This window comes from Cohnella xylanilytica, from assembly GCF_014212175.1.
GTDB classification, from domain to species: domain Bacteria; phylum Bacillota; class Bacilli; order Paenibacillales; family Paenibacillaceae; genus Cohnella; species Cohnella xylanilytica.
Genome location: NZ_JACJVR010000060.1, coordinates 13,268 through 27,539, shown reverse-complemented (window position 1 = coordinate 27,539; position 14,272 = coordinate 13,268). Strand labels below are relative to the sequence as shown.

Annotated in this window: 12 protein-coding genes; all 12 read left to right on the top strand. The window is 61.1% G+C overall.

The features are described 5' to 3' along the window. Window positions 1–3 precede the first annotated feature (3 nt). Window positions 4–1,053: a pseudaminic acid synthase gene (gene pseI / locus H7B90_RS15705; protein WP_185136844.1), complete on the top strand. Its 1,050-nt coding sequence runs from the start codon at window positions 4–6 to the stop codon at window positions 1,051–1,053. Then, a complete protein-coding gene (locus H7B90_RS15700; RefSeq protein WP_185136843.1) occupies window positions 1,050–1,631 on the top strand; it encodes a VanZ family protein in 582 nt (193 codons plus the stop codon). The genes pseI and H7B90_RS15700 overlap by 4 nt, the downstream gene beginning before the upstream one ends. Further along, window positions 1,628–2,737: a glycosyltransferase family 4 protein gene (locus tag H7B90_RS15695; protein WP_185136842.1), complete on the top strand. Its 1,110-nt coding sequence runs from the start codon at window positions 1,628–1,630 to the stop codon at window positions 2,735–2,737. Before H7B90_RS15700 ends, H7B90_RS15695 begins: the two co-directional genes overlap by 4 nt. 166 nt (window positions 2,738–2,903) lie before the next feature. Then, entirely contained in the window at window positions 2,904–4,301 is a 1,398-nt protein-coding gene (locus tag H7B90_RS15690) for an oligosaccharide flippase family protein (protein ID WP_185136841.1), read from the top strand. Between the two features lie 16 nt (window positions 4,302–4,317). Beyond that, on the top strand, window positions 4,318–5,529 hold the full coding sequence (locus tag H7B90_RS15685; RefSeq protein ID WP_185136840.1) for a GNAT family N-acetyltransferase: 1,212 nt from the start codon (window positions 4,318–4,320) through the stop codon (window positions 5,527–5,529). 18 nt (window positions 5,530–5,547) lie between these two features. Continuing rightward, a complete protein-coding gene (locus H7B90_RS15680) occupies window positions 5,548–6,684 on the top strand; it encodes a hypothetical protein (RefSeq protein WP_185136839.1) in 1,137 nt (378 codons plus the stop codon). Window positions 6,685–6,809: 125 nt separating this feature from the next. After that, window positions 6,810–7,571 carry a YveK family protein gene (locus H7B90_RS15675; protein WP_185136838.1) on the top strand — a complete coding sequence of 254 codons (762 nt, stop codon included), beginning with the start codon at window positions 6,810–6,812 and terminating at the stop codon, window positions 7,569–7,571. A 25-nt stretch (window positions 7,572–7,596) separates the two neighbouring features. After that, window positions 7,597–9,009, top strand: coding sequence for an O-antigen ligase family protein (locus H7B90_RS15670; RefSeq protein WP_185136837.1), 1,413 nt, complete (start codon window positions 7,597–7,599; stop codon window positions 9,007–9,009). 69 nt (window positions 9,010–9,078) lie between these two features. Beyond that, window positions 9,079–10,272, top strand: coding sequence for a glycosyl hydrolase family 28-related protein (locus tag H7B90_RS15665; protein WP_185136836.1), 1,194 nt, complete (start codon window positions 9,079–9,081; stop codon window positions 10,270–10,272). Window positions 10,273–10,452: 180 nt separating this feature from the next. Next, the gene (locus H7B90_RS15660; protein ID WP_185136835.1) at window positions 10,453–11,610 is read left to right on the top strand and encodes a glycosyltransferase; all 1,158 of its coding nucleotides are present in this window, start codon (window positions 10,453–10,455) and stop codon (window positions 11,608–11,610) included. Then, on the top strand, window positions 11,607–12,515 hold the full coding sequence (locus H7B90_RS15655) for a glycosyltransferase family 8 protein (RefSeq protein ID WP_185136834.1): 909 nt from the start codon (window positions 11,607–11,609) through the stop codon (window positions 12,513–12,515). The genes H7B90_RS15660 and H7B90_RS15655 overlap by 4 nt, the downstream gene beginning before the upstream one ends. A 34-nt stretch (window positions 12,516–12,549) precedes the next feature. Further along, window positions 12,550–14,271: a glucosamine inositolphosphorylceramide transferase family protein gene (locus H7B90_RS15650; RefSeq protein ID WP_185136833.1), complete on the top strand. Its 1,722-nt coding sequence runs from the start codon at window positions 12,550–12,552 to the stop codon at window positions 14,269–14,271. The last annotated feature ends 1 nt before the right edge of the window (window position 14,272 follow it).

Sequence of the window (14,272 nt, the reverse complement as noted above, 5' to 3'; positions counted from 1 at the left end):
GAGATGGAGGAGATCGTACTGGGCGGCCGTCCTGTCGGACCTGGGGCGGCCCCGTTCATTATCGCGGAGATGTCGGGCAACCATAACCAGTCGCTCGAGAAGGCGCTGCGGATCGTCGACGCCGCCGCGGACGCCGGAGCCCACGCGTTGAAAATCCAGACGTACACGGCGGATCTGATGACCCTCGAGCGAAGCGACGGGGACTTCTACATCGACGACCCGAACAGCCTGTGGAAGGGGCAGTCGCTCTACAAGCTGTACGAGCAGGCCTACACCCCGTGGGAATGGCACCGGCCGATCTTCGAGCGGTGCCGCGAACGGGGGATGATTCCGTTCAGCACCCCGTTCCATCCGAAGGCGGTCGACTTCCTGGAGGAGCTGGACGTCCCCTTCTACAAAATCGCTTCGTTCGAAAACAACGACCTGCCTCTGATCCGTTACACGGCTTCCAAGGGCAAGCCGATGATCGTCTCGACGGGCATGGCGACGCTCGCCCAGCTGGAGGAAGCGGTGAACGCCGCCCGGGAAGCCGGCTGCCCGAACGTCGTCCTGCTCAAATGCACGAGCACGTATCCGGCTTCGCCCGCCGACAGCAACCTGCTCACGATTCCCCACATGCGCAGCCTGTTCGGCTGCGAGGTCGGGCTCTCGGACCATACGCAGGGGATCGGGGCGGCGGTGGCGGCGACGGCTCTCGGGGCGTCGGTCATCGAGAAGCACTTCACCTTGTCCCGGGCGGAGGGCGGCGTCGACGCGGCGTTCTCCTTGGAGCCGGACGAGATGAGGCAGCTCGTGGCCGAGACGGAGAGAGCGTGGCAGGCGCTCGGGCGCGTGCATTACGGCATCGGGGAGAAGGAGCGGAGCTCGATGAAGTTCCGCCGGTCGCTCTATATTAGCCGGGACGTGGCGGACGGGGAGGAGCTCAGTCCCGACAACGTGAGAGTCATTCGTCCGGGCTACGGGCTCGAGCCCAAGTACCTCGACCTCGTCCTCGGCCGCAGGCTGCCGAAGGCGGTCAAGGCGGGCACCCCGGTCACGTGGGATTTGCTGTGAAGGCGTTGATGGCCGTTTACGCGATCGGCCTCGCCGGCTGGATGCTCGTCATCTTCGCGTTCTCCTCCCAGCCGCTGTCCAAGCAGGACATGAAGCCGTGGCTGGCCCGCCAGGTCGCGAAGATCGACATGGAACGATGGTTCGGCGGCGTCCGGTTCGAATACGGAGAGCTGACGGTCAGCCTCCAGTCGCTCGGCCCGGCGGGCTTCGCCGAATTCTTCATCCGCAAGGCGTCCCACTTCGCCGAGTACGCCGTACTCGCCAGCCTGCTCTACCTGACGCTGCGGCTTCGCGTTCGGAAGGCGGTAGTCCTGCTGCCGGTCGTCGCCGTTCTCTGCCTGCTGTTCGCGGTGACGGACGAATTCCATCAGGCCGGCGTGGCCGGGCGGACGCCGCTCCCGCAGGACGTTCTGCTGGATACGACCGGAGCTTGCTTCGGCCTGCTGGCGTGTCAGCTGGCGGCGCGATTCGGGGCGGCTCGCAGAAGGAGAAGGGCTCGAAGGGCGCAAGGGGAGCAAAGGGAGCAAAGAGAGCAAGGGGCGCGAGCCTACGGGCGATCGGAGGGACGAATCCGATGAAGGTGTTGTTTTTGACGAATATCCCCGCCCCCTACCGGATCGACTTCTTCAACGAATTGGGCAAGCATTGCGATCTGACGGTCTGGTTCGAAGCGAAGAACGAGTCGAACCGGGAGTGGGCGATCGAAGGGCTGGGCGCGTCGTTCCGCTACAAGTTCCTGCCCGGCTTCACGCTCGGCCTCGACAAGCACGTCAACTTCTCGGTCATCCGGGAGCTGAACGCGGAGCCGTTCGACGTCTACATCCTCGGCTGCTACAGCTCGCCGACGGAGATGATGGCGATAAGGTGGCTGAAGTTCAAGAAGAAGAGGTTCATCCTCAACTCCGACGGCGGCTTCGTGTCCGAAGACAAGTGGCTGCTCCGGAAGCTGAAGACGAGCCTGATCTCCAGCGCCGACCTGTGGCTCTCGTCCGGCTCCAACTGCACCCGGTATTTGAGCCATTACGGGGCGGACGGGAGGCGGATCCGGGAATACCCGTTCTCTTCGGTGGCCCTGAGCGAGGGGGATACGAGGCCCTTGCCCGAGGGGGAGAAGGAGGAGCTCAAGAGGCGGGAAGGCTTGAAAGGAACGGTCATCCTCTCCGTCGGTCAATTCATCCATCGCAAAGGGATGGACGTTTTGCTGGACGCGTTCGCCCGGATGCGCAACGCGAACGCCAGCCTGCTCCTGATCGGAGGCGGGCCGGAGCGGGAGGCGTACGAAGCCCGGATTCGGGACGAGCGCATTCCGAACGTCGTCATCAAGGACTTCATGCAGAAGCGGGAGCTGCTCGTTTACTGGAAGCTGGCGGACGTGTTCGCGATGCCGACGCGCTTCGATATCTGGGGGCTCGTCCTGAACGAGGCGCTGGCGTTCGGGCTTCCCGTCGTCTCCACCACGATGGCGGGGGCCGCCCACGACCTGGTGCGGGAAGGGGAGAACGGCTTCCTGGTTCCGCCGGAGGATGCCGCGCTGCTGGGGGAGCGGTGCGAGAGGCTCGCGGTCGATCCGGAGCTGAGGCAGACGTTCGGGGCGAAAAGCAGAGAGATCGCCCGGGGCTATACGATGGAGCGGATGGTGGACAGCCATCTGCGCATTATCGGAAGCTTCGCTTCCGGGCATTGAGGGCGCGGGCCGCGGCGGGGAGATGGAGGAGCTGTAACCGCCAAAATGGAGGTTACAGGGTCGCGGCGGCGGGATGGAGGAGCTGTAACCGCCAAAATGGAGGTTACAGAGCCGCGGCGGCGGGAGACGCGATTGAGGAGCAAAGACAACTAACGGGGGAATCGACGTGAGCGACGAAGGATTGCGCAGCCGGATCCTCGAAGGAGGAGCCTTCCTGGCGGTCCGCAAGGCGATCGGCATCGCCGTCAGCCTAGGAGGGATGCTGCTTCTGACGAGATGGATCGGAGCGCATCAATACGGCACGTTCGCGACGATCTCGGGCATCTGGATCTACGTCTCGGATCTGTGCATCAACGGGATGAACGCCTGCTTGATCCGGGAAGGAGAGAGCGGCGGACGCAAACCGCTCGATCTCGCCTTCACGTCCATCCTGGCGGCGAGCGGCGCAGCGGCGGCGCTGGGGGCGGCCTTGTCCCCCCTGATCGGCGATTGGCTGCGCAATCCGGACCTGGTCTGGCCCTTCGCCGCCATGCTCGCCGCGCTGCCGCTGAACGCCCTCCAGATTCCGGCGATGGCCGTGCTGGAGAGGGAGCTCCGGTTCCGGCAAATCGCCCTCATCGAGATGAACGCCCAGCTCCTCTATTACGGGGTCGCCCTCGGTCTCGCCGCCTCGGGCTTCGGCGTCTGGGCCCCCGTCGCGGGCTGTCTCGCGCAGGGCGCGGCGACGACGGCGCTGGGCTTGTTCCACTCGAAGTACCGCCCCGCCTTCCATTGGGACGCCGCCCTGTTCGCGAGAATGTTCCGCTACGGCTTCGGCCACACGGTGTCTTCGCGAATCATGGGCCTTCGCTCGCTCGTCGCTCCCCTGCTCGTCGGCCGCTTCGTGGGTCCCGAAGGCGTCGCCTTCGTAGCCTTGGGCGTGCGGCTCGTCGAATCGCTCGGCTTCGCGGGGGCGGCGATCCAGCGGATCACGTTCGCCGTCCTGGCGAAGATCCGCCAGGAGCCGGCACGCGTGGAGAGCGCGATGAACCAGGCTCTGCTCGCACAGGTGTTGGCGATCGCGCCCTTCTTCGCCGGCTTCTCGGCCGTCGCTCCGTGGGCGATCTCCGTCTTTTTCGGTTCGGACTGGACGGACGTGCTCCGCCTCTATCCGTACATGACGATCGTCTGCTTCGCGGCGAGCATCTTCAGCGTGCACGTGAATATTCTGTACGCGCTGGGCCGGAACGCGGCGGTCATCCGCTTCCACTTGCTCCATATCGCCCTGTTCGCCGGAACCGCGGCCGCTCTCGTGCCGATCGCCGGGCTTATGGGGTACGCCGCGGCCGAGCTGGCGTCGCTTCTCTCGTACGCAGCCGTTCACACCCCGGTCAGCCGGCTGTACCGGATGCGTTACGCGAACGCCTTCCTGTTCGCGGCGGCTTGCGTGCCGTGCCTGTTTAGCTCCTACCTGCCGCTGCCGTGGGGAGCTCTGCTGTTCGCGCCGCTTCTTCTGTTGGTAACGGCGCCTTCGCCGAGAAGGGAACTGCTGCGGATGGGCATGCAAGCATTCAAATTCCGTTAGAAGGGCGGTCGCCGCTATGCGCGCCGAGGTGCTGAGAAGCTATGGCCAATTCGAGCGAATGAAGGACGATTGGACGGAGCTCGTCTCCCATATGGAGAGCCCCGATCTGTACGATACGTGGGATTGGATCTCCGCCTGCCTGACCGATTATCACGGACGGGACGCCGACCTGTTCCTGGTTGTCGTCTACGACGGGGATACGTGCGTAGCCGCCGCTCCCCTTCACCGGCTTCGGACGAAGGTCGGCGGAATGCCTGTCCGTTCGCTGCATTGGATCGCATACGGCACGGCGATGTACAGCGGCTTCTGCCTGCACAAGGACTACAACGAATCCGTCCTCCTGAAGCACATCAAGGACGCCCTTCAGGAGCGTTCGTCCGAGTGGGACCTGATGACGCTCGGGTTCATGAACTCCAAGAACAACGCGACTTTCCTGGCCCGGAAGGTATTCGGCAGCTCCTACAAGGTATATACGGAAGAGGCGGACTTCGTTCCTTATCTGAACTATGGGAAGAGTCGGCCCGGGAAATGGAACGCCAAGGAGCTGAAGGACATCGAGAGAAGGCAGCGGAAGCTGATGCGGGAGCACGACGTCAGAGTGGAGCTCGATCGGCCGTTCGATCCCGAGATCTGGAACCGGGCGCTGGAGTGGCACTTGTCGAAGTGGCCCGACAGCCGGCTGCAGGATCCGGTCTACCGCCATTTTTGCAGGAAGCTTTACGCGAAGCTTAGCGAACAAGGGCATCTGGGCATGTCCTACATCGAGATCGACGGCCGGCTGGCCGCCGTGAACGTCTGCCATTATATGAACCGCAAGGTATACGGGAAAATGATGAATTATTCGCCCGAATTCGCGAAGAAGGGGATCGGGCTCGTCCTTCTGGCCCGCCTGCTGGAGCACTACCGCGACCGGGGCATGGAGGAATACGACTTCGAAGGCGGCACGCAGGACTACAAGTTCTATTGGACGGACACGCTGCGCCGCAACTTCAATCATTACGTAGCCAACAGCAACCGCAAGAAAGCGTATGTGTGCCTGTGCGTGTGGGCGGGGATCTTCGCCAGGCAGAGCGGAACGTTCCGGCATTGGCAGATCCGCTTCGGAGAATGGAAGAAGCGGGCGACGCTGCGGAGACGGAGCGCAGGAGAGAACCGCGGCGAAGAGGCGGAGGACGGACTCCCTTCGCGGTCCCCGGGGGGATTCGGCGGGAAGCTGACGGCGAAATAGCGAGAGGAGCTCGGAAGCATGAACAGCGACAAGCGCCCACCTAAAATACTGTTCGTATGCACGAAGCCGTTCCAATACATGATCGCCCGGCTGATCAAGCTCGGGTGCGGCTTCGAGCGGTGCGACATCGTCGTGCTGAACCACTTCTACGGAGCGGCCGATTTCTGCCGCAAGGTCAGGGAGACGCATGCGTGGGAGCAAGTCATCTATATCGACGACGACGGAACGCGGGATCGCTACAAGCTGGGCTTGGGGCCGATCCGCAAATATTTTTTCTACCATCGATGGGGTCAGAGCCTTCCTTCCTTGTTCGCGAACATCTCGGATTACTCGGAAGCGTTCATCGCCCACGACTTCGTCGCGATCGAATACGCGATCATGAGGAAGTTCGACAGCGAGGGCAAGCGAGTGCGCCTCTACGAAGAGGGCTTCGGCAATTATATCGACAACAGCACGCACACCCGGTGGTACATGAAGCTTCTGAAGCGGATGGCGCCGAAGCTCGGTCTGCCGGGCGGCGTCTTCGGCAGCGTGAAGTGGATCGAATCGATCTGGCTGCAGCGGCCCCAGCTCTTCGTGACCGACGGCAGCCGCTCCTTGAAGAACAAGGCGCGCCCGCTGCCGATGACGCTCAAGGAGTTCCTGCGGACGCCGCAGATCGCCGAGGAGCTCTACTGGATCTATCCGGAGCTTCGCGAGATCGACCGGCTGGTGGCGGGGCGGGACGAGATGACGGTCGTGCTGACCGAACCGTTCATCGACAACATCGAGAAGCGCCAGGAATACCTGGACGAGATTTTGCGGCGGGTGAACGATACGCTTCGGGATCGGGACCCGTCCGAGCCGGTCTTCTTCAAGCAGCATCCGGGGGAGCTAAGCCCTCTCGAATCGTTCTCCGGCCAAGTCTCCTTGCTGCCCAAGGGATGGCCGATCGAGCTTCTGTACCTGGTCGTGCTCAAGCACGACATCCGCAAGCTGAACCTGTTCTCGTTCGGCAGCACGGCGATCCTTAACCTGTACGACCTCTGCCGCAACGACGGCAATCTGGATATCTTTATCTTCGAGAGCATGACCATGCGGGAGGAAGTGAAGATGATCGCCTCCCGGTTCTGCGAATTGGCCGAGAGATACGAGATTCGGTTCCAATCCTTGTGACGGCGCGGAAGCCGGAGACTGGGAGAGGAGACAGGTTTCGCTTGACACGTTACAGATCGTATCATATATTAGAGGAGTGATTGATACGATACGTGTCAACGGGTATACCTTTGAGGAGGTTCAACATGGAGTCCGATATGAGGGAGTACTTTAAAGTTCTGCTGCGCAGATCGTGGTTCATTGCTTTAATGGCGATTCTGTTCTGCGGAGCGGCGGCCGCGTACCACGTCATGTACAGCAAGCCGGTCTATCAGGCGAGCACGAAGCTTATCGTCAACAATATCGACAGGACCAACGAAGACAGGTCGGCGGACTTCAACCAAGTGAATCTCAGTCTTCTCTACCTGGAGACGTATAAAGAAATCATCGGTACCCCCGCGATCATGGGCAAGGTGGCCGCCCTGCATCCCGAATTCGGCAAGACCGCCAAGCAGTTGACGGAGCAGGTCGACGTCAGCACCTCCGCGAAGTCGCAGGTCGTCACCCTGTCCGCGACCGACTATTCCCCCGAGGAAGCCTCCCGGCTCGCGAACGCCGTCGCCGAAGTGTTCAAGCAGGAGATCTCCAAGATCATGAACGTCAACAACGTCACGATCCTGAGCGAGGCGCAGCCGGAAGAGTTCTCGGCCCCCGTCTCCAAGGGAATCGTCTACAAGATGGCGATCGCGTTCGTCCTGTCGCTGATGATCTCGATCGGCGCCGTCTTCCTGTGGGAATACCTCGACGATACGATCAAGTCGGAAGAGGACATCGCCAAGCATCTGCGCCAGCCTACCCTCGTCGTCATCCGGCAGATGAAGCGGGCGGAGATCAAGAAGGATCACCGGAGGTCGAAGAAGAGATCGCCCGGCGATTCCGTATCCGTCGGCGTCAATCATCAAGCGTAGCCGTTTGCGAGGAAGCGTTAGGCGCATGGAAGGAGTTCTGGCCTTGAACCGAGTCGGCAAGATCGAGAAGACGGTCATATATCTCTATCTGTTCCTTCTTCCCTATGGATGCGAGTGGATGACGGACAGCCTCCATAGCATGTCCGGATCGGTATCGTTCTTCCTGCATATTCCCGGGCTGGTTCTGATGTTCTTCCTGCTCGCGGCGAAGAAGCGGGAATACCGCGTCTCGCCCGTCGCCAGGAAGCTTGCCGCGATTATTCTGCTGCTGAACTTGATGAGCCTCGTGATGGCGCTTGTTCAGTATCGCGAGCTCGGCACCCTGCTCGGACGGAACACGATTACGGCGGCAACCCCGCATCTGCTGTATTACTTCCAGCTGATCCTCATGATTTTATACAACGACTACATCTTGTCCCAGATCGAGTTCAAGAAAATCATCCGGGTCGTCGTCGCCTCCTTCGCCTCGATCATTCTGATCGGGTACCTGCAGGTGTTCTATTTGGCGACGAAGAGCGGCGCGGCGCTGGCGATCGAGAAAGCGATCGTCCAGCTGTTCGCCTTCAAGGAAGTGTACGTCGAGCGCGCCCAGAAGCTGAATCTGGTCACGATGGAGGCTTCGTTCGCCGGAGCCCAGCTGTCCATCTTCCTTCTGCCGCTGCTCTTGCTGCTGACGATTCACAACAAGATCAACCGGAAGCTCGGGATCGTCCTCATTCTCTCGCTTCTTCCGATTCTCGCCTTCAACAACAGCTCCAGCGGGTATATCGGCATCGCCGGGTGCGCGCTGTGCTTCCTGTTCCTGCTCAAGTACAAGAAGCCGCGGATCGTCATGCACATTCGCGTCTACGTCGTCCTGTCGGTCATTCTCGGCGCTCTTCTGTTCTGGCCCCAATTCCAGAAGAGCGAGCTGTTCGAGAACACGGTCCTGAAGGTGGCGAGCATCGATAACAGCTTGTCGACCCTGCATCGGACGACTTCCATCTATACGAACATGCGGGCGCTCGTCGATTATCCGATTCTGGGGGTAGGCAACGGCATTCAAGGCTTCTATTACATGAAGTATTTCCCCGACTGGGGCTTCCGCTCTTACGAATCGATCGCCCTTTATTACGGCGAATCGGGATGGCCCGGTTCGGGAGCCTTCCTGCCTACTTATATCTCCTCGTTCGGCCTCGTCGGGCTTCTTCTGCTCGGCTATGCCATTCTGTCCATTCGGAAAAACATAAGAAGCCTGCGGGGCACCGAATACGGGTTCCTGTACCCGTTCTTCATCGTCAGCTTCGCCGTCATGATGCTGCAGAGCTATACGACCGTCAACATTATCGGCAACTATTACATCGTCTTTATCCTCTCGCTGTCCGCCTATCGGTATGCCGTTCCGGATCCGGCCATAGAGCGTCTGCCCGCGGCCCGTCCCGCGTTGCATTTGGGTTGAACGTCCCCGTTAATCGTCCACACCCTCTTCCGACCGCTTCATAGGATGGTTAAGAGGAGGTGGGTGAACATGATCAACGTCAAGGATGCGCCTTATAACGCGGCGGGCGATGGCAGAACCGACGATACGAAAGCGATTCAAAACGCCATCAACGCGGCAGGAGCCTTCGGCAAGGTCTATTTTCCGAAAGGGTCGTACCGGATTACGAACACCATCGCGATCGGGAGATTCCCGGGGCTGTCGATCGTCGGCGAGAATTGGACCGCCGCGTCGATCAAGATGGACGTCGACAACAGGCCGATCTTCCGGTTCACTTCCATGGACACGCACAGCGTGACGATGGAGGAACTGGAGCTTACGTTTACCCGGCTGCAGACGAAGGACCGGAATCCGAACGGCATCGCGGTCGAATATACGAACGAGACGAGCAATTCCAACGGCTTGTACCATCACGTCTATCGGAAGCTGAGGGTCGTGAACGCGGGCTACGGCTTCAAAACGACGTCCTCCGGGCAGCTTCCGGTCTGGGGCTGCAAGTGGGAGGACATTATGTTCTGGACCGTCGGCACGACTTGCTTCTATATCCGGTCGAGCTCGGCCATCGGAAGGCCGATGAACATGTTTAGCAACATCAAAATTTTCCAAGACCCGTCGGTCGTCGCCTCAAGCGCCTTCGACATGCAGACGGAGTTCTCGCTGGACAGCCTGAACTGCGAGAACTGGGCGAATACGATCCTCAAGAACGACAGCGCGTTCAACTGCATCATCCGTTACGTTCACGTCGAGCATCATCGGATTACGGTCAATTATTCGCTGATGTTCGTTCTGGAGAACGGCGCCTACGACGTCAGCGGCGTCAGCGTCTCGATCAAGTCCTGGACGAACAGCGTCCACACGGTGCTTCAAGGCGACGGCAAATCGGTGTTGAACGCCCGCAATATCTATATCAATCCGGAGCAAGGAGTCGGGAGCGGCAACATAAGCGCCATCGGCACCTTCGGCAAGGTCGTCGCGTCCGGGCTTTTGCGAAGCGGATCGACGGAAGCGTCCAAGGTGAGCGATTACGCGACGTATACCAATAACGGATGGAACTTTTATTCGATCGACGGTTTGCCTCCCTACATCGAGGACGGAGCATCGCTTCCTCCGGCCGGAGCGGCTTACCGCGGACGAATGTTCTACAAACGCAGCAACGGCGGTAGCGACGTTCTGTATATATGTCTCAAAGGAGCGGACGGGAGCTATGCTTGGAAAGTTCTATAGTTTGCGACGTAGCGGAGCCGACGCGAGTCGGTTCCGTTTTTTGCGTCGGTCGGTGAGGGTTAGGTCCGTGCCGTGCGAGATAGCCGGAGCGTAGTTGTCGGATTTTGCTTGACACGATACAGTTAGTATCATATATTGAGAGAGTGATTGATACAAAGTGTGTCAAGAGGGGGATCTCCGGTGAAAATCGCCTTCGTGATTCAATCGCTGCAATTGGCGGGTTCCGAGAAGGTGGCTTTCGATCTGATCAAGCAATACCGCGGCGGGAACATCGAATGTTCTCTGATCGCCATCTACCGGTCCGCCGACCCGCTCGGCAGAGAGCGGATGCTAAGCGAATTGAAGGCGATGGGCGTTGAGACGATCGAGCTGGACAAGCTGCCGGGCCATAGCTCGATGCGCACGCTCCGGCTGTTCCAGCAGGCCGTCGACCGGCAGCGGCCGGACGTCGTCCACTCGCACGGAGGCATCCCGAATATGTATGCCGGACTGAGAAACCTGCTCTATCGCCGAATCCGCACGGTGCTGACCCTGCACAGCGGAGCTGACGACTGGAGAGGCGCCAAAGACAACCTGCTCGAGAGGCTCGCCATCCGGGGAGCCGACAAGATCGTCAGCGTCGCGGAGCACGTAGCGAGCGTTTATCGGAACCGTTTTTACCAGGCCGGCAAAAAGCTGGTCGTCATCGAGAACGGAATCGACCCGACGACGTTTAAGCCGCTGAGCCCGGAGGAGAAGAGGGCTCTTCGGGAGAGCTTGGGCATCGGGCCTCGCACTCCGGTGCTCATCAACGTCGCCCGCATCGATCCGATCAAGAACCAACGCTTCCTGATCGAGACGGCCGCTTCCTTGAAGGCCGGCGGAACGGAATTCCGGCTTCTGCTCGTCGGCAACGGGCAGGACGTCTCTTACGAACGGGAGCTGCGCAGGAGAATCGTCGAGTGCCGGCTGGAGACCGAAGTCGCTCTCCTCGGCAGCCGAAGCGACGTCCACGGATTGCTGCAAATATCGGACGCGTTCCTGTTCCCCTCCGAATTCGAAGCTTCCCCGCTTGCGCTGCTTGAAGCGATCTGCGCCGATCTGCCGGTCGTCTGCTCGAATATCCCCGCGAATCGCAGGCTGGCGGAATTCAGCCGCGAGAGTCATATTCTCGAACGGAACCCGGAGAGCTGGGCCCGCACGATCGAGCGGCTGCTAAGCACGCCAGTTGCCGCAGCGCCCGGTCCTTCCGCCGTTCCCCGGTTGAACGCCCACCTGTCGCTGGAGAGAGTAGCGAACGATTATATGAGATTGAGTTACGCCGGCGGCGAAGCCGCGCGGTTGGAGGCCGGTCTATGAGCGTCCATACGGTCGTCCATATCGTGTCGGTCGCCGACAACCATTACGTCCAGCACCTCGCCGTCGCCTTCGCTTCGGCACTCGCGAACCTGTCGAAGGCGGCCAGGGCGCGTCTGTATGTCGTCGGAGACGGCTTGTCCGAAGGCAACCGGGCGAAGCTCGCCAGAACGGTCGGGAAGTTCGGCGCCGCCGTCCGGTTCCTGAATGTGGACGGCTCCCTTTGCGGCGACGTCTATACGAGCCGACATATTACGCGGGCCGTCTATTACAAACTCCTTATTCCGGAAGCGATGAAGGACGTGCCGATCGACAAAGCGATCTATCTCGACTGCGACACCGTCGTCACCGGAGACCTAAGCCGGTTATGGGAACAAAGTCTCGGAGACCATCCGCTGGCCGCCGTTCAAGACCCGGGAGGGAGCCGCAGGTGCAAGGAGCTTGGCATTCCGCGGGAAGAGAACTACTTCAACGCCGGAGTTCTCGTGCTTAATCTGCCGATATGGCGGGAGGAGCGGCTCTCGTCCCGGGTGCTGGAGTACGTATCCAAGCATCCCGAGCGCCTCAAGTTCCACGACCAGGACGGGTTGAACGCGGTGCTGCACCAGGATTGGTTGAAGCTGGACCCCGAGTGGAACTTCCAGACGAACATGCTTCCGCGGAAGCGACCGGCGGAGCTTCCGCTTCCCCGCGTCATCCACTTCACGGGCTCCTCCAAGCCTTGGGAGTACGACAACGATCATCCGTTCAAGGACAAGTATTACGAATATTTGGCCATGACGGAGTGGACGGGCTTCTCTCCCGCCGCCAACGCGAGAAGGCTCGTCAAAAGGTGGATCAAGACTCACTTGCCGGTGCCGGTTCAAACGATGCTGGCCAAAGCGTCCAATTCGCTCCGGTCGTTATGATCATGGGCGGGGGCGGATAAGGAGGGGACGGGAGATGCGCGTGGCGATAGCGGTCGAGAACCGCTTCGTACAACAGTGGATCGCCGATTGCGTCCGCAAGCTCAAGCTGCAAGACGGTGTGGAACTGGCTGGCGTCCTCATCGCCGGAGAGAGCGCCGAAGCCGGCGACGGCAAGGGCGGGGGCAAGAGCAAGGGCAAGAGCGGGCCATTCGGGTATCGCTGGCTCGAGCGGAGAATAAGCCGCCGCTGCCCGGCAATGCGACGGACGGACGTCGCCGAGGCCGCGCCCGGGGTTCCCGTCCCGGAGACCCGAGGCGACGGCGAAGCCGCCAAGAGGTTCATCGCGGACCGCAAACCGGACGTTCTCTTGAATCTCGCGCCGGACTTCCTCGGAGAGGCTTCCCTCCCGGAGCTCCGTTACGGGATATGGCGGTTCGACTACGGCCCGGAAGGAGGATTCCGGACGGGCTTCGAGATGCTGTTGGCCGGGTTGCTGCGGAAGCGGGAGACCGCGACGATCAGGCTGATCCGGGCCCGGCGCGGCCAACAAGCGGACGTCGTCCTCAAGCAGGGCACCTTCGCGGCGAGCCAGCATTCCTTCGCGAGCCGGATGGACCAGATTCACCGCTTCGCCAGCGAATGGCCGGCATACGCCTGCCGGGATATCGTCCGCGGCAACGCCGTCTATCTGGACCAGGCGTCCGCGGAGATCGTCGAGGACGGACGAACCGATCCGGTGCCGAGCATGACCCCTAAGCCCGGCCGTGCTTCCTCGTCTGTCCATGCCGCCGGAGGAGCCGCCGTCGTCCGGGCGCTCGTCCTTCTGGCGCGGGACAAGGCGAAGCGATTCCTGACGCGCTGGTTCGTCGCCGAGCATTGGAACGTGGGAATCGTCGACCGTCCGATCGAGAGCTTCCTGGACGAACCCGGCTCCGAATCCGGAATGCCGGAAGTCGACTGGCTGCCCAAGCGCCCGCAATTCATGGCCGACCCGTTCGGCGTTCAGATCGACGGGAGGCTCCATCTTCTCGTGGAGGAATACGACTACGCGAGCGGCAAAGGAGTCATCTCCTCGATCCGGCGCGGGGACGAGCCGGTCTTCGGCCCGGAGCGGACCGTCCTGAACCTACCCTTCCATATGTCGTATCCTTACTTGCTCCGGCATGAAGGAGAGATCTACTGCATCCCGGAGACGTACCAGGCGAAGGAAGTCGCCCTCTACAAGGCGATTCGATTCCCGAACGAATGGGAGAAGGCCGCGACGCTGATCGAGGGCTTCCAGGCGGTGGACGCGACGCCGTTCCGGCACGATGGCCGCTGGTGGCTCCTGTGTACGGACGAGCAGACGGGCTGGAACAGCCATCTCTATATCTGGCACGCGGACGATCTGCTCGGGCCTTGGCGGCCGCACGAGATGAATCCGGTGAAAATGGACGTGCGTTCCGCCCGTCCCGCGGGCACCCCGTTCTATAGCCGGGGAGAGCTGTTCCGGCCGGCGCAGGACTGCTCCCGAACCTATGGCGGGGCGGTCGTGCTGAACCGGATCCGGACGCTCACGCCCAGGGAGTTCGCCGAAGAGCCGGTCAGGCGGCTCGCGCCCGATCCGCGGGGACCTTACCGGGACGGGCTGCACACTCTCTCCGCGGCCGGCGGCCTCACGTTAATCGATTCCAAACGGGAATCGATTTATTTTAAAGTTTTCATGATACGTGTCGTATCTATATTAAAAGGAAAGCTACGAATAGACGCGGGGTGAG

Excerpts from the sequence above, each read along its gene's own strand:
- H7B90_RS15675 (WP_185136838.1), top strand. The coding sequence starts at position 6,810 with ATGGAGTCCGATATGAGGGAGTACTTTAAAGTTCTGCTGCGCAGATCG.
- H7B90_RS15665 (WP_185136836.1), top strand. The coding sequence starts at position 9,079 with ATGATCAACGTCAAGGATGCGCCTTATAACGCGGCGGGCGATGGCAGA.
- H7B90_RS15685 (WP_185136840.1), top strand. The coding sequence starts at position 4,318 with ATGCGCGCCGAGGTGCTGAGAAGCTATGGCCAATTCGAGCGAATGAAG.
- H7B90_RS15655 (WP_185136834.1), top strand. The coding sequence starts at position 11,607 with ATGAGCGTCCATACGGTCGTCCATATCGTGTCGGTCGCCGACAACCAT.
- H7B90_RS15670 (WP_185136837.1), top strand. The coding sequence starts at position 7,597 with ATGGAAGGAGTTCTGGCCTTGAACCGAGTCGGCAAGATCGAGAAGACG.
- H7B90_RS15680 (WP_185136839.1), top strand. The coding sequence starts at position 5,548 with ATGAACAGCGACAAGCGCCCACCTAAAATACTGTTCGTATGCACGAAG.
- H7B90_RS15695 (WP_185136842.1), top strand. The coding sequence starts at position 1,628 with ATGAAGGTGTTGTTTTTGACGAATATCCCCGCCCCCTACCGGATCGAC.
- H7B90_RS15650 (WP_185136833.1), top strand. The coding sequence starts at position 12,550 with ATGCGCGTGGCGATAGCGGTCGAGAACCGCTTCGTACAACAGTGGATC.
- pseI (WP_185136844.1), top strand. The coding sequence starts at position 4 with ATGGAGGAGATCGTACTGGGCGGCCGTCCTGTCGGACCTGGGGCGGCC.